This is a genomic window from Psychrobacter sp. W2-37-MNA-CIBAN-0211, from assembly GCF_040309405.1.
GTDB lineage: Bacteria > Pseudomonadota > Gammaproteobacteria > Pseudomonadales > Moraxellaceae > Psychrobacter > Psychrobacter glaciei.
On the sequence record NZ_JBEOOU010000630.1, the window covers coordinates 1 to 231 of the forward strand.

The 231-nt window shown below is 39.8% G+C and carries 1 protein-coding gene; it reads right to left on the bottom strand.

Features of this window, described 5'->3' with window-relative positions; all coding sequences use genetic code 11:
• Window positions 1-231 (bottom strand): Ig-like domain-containing protein (locus tag AAEY72_RS16535; RefSeq protein WP_352311796.1); only part of this gene is annotated, 231 nt, incomplete at both ends.

The window sequence follows — 231 nt, forward strand, 5'->3', positions numbered from 1 at the left end:
TTCAAGTACAGCACTGGAGATATCACCATCACTATCTTGTATCGTATAAGTAAATACGTCAGTAGCACCAGAAGGGATGGTATCCGTTGTACTGGTTAACTCGTAAGTGTATGTACCGTCGTTATTAATTATAACAGTACCGTACTGACCTGTTATAACAACTCCGACATTACCAGTTGTATTGGTACTTGTTTGATCACCTATCGCTACACCGATTACAGAGCTGATATC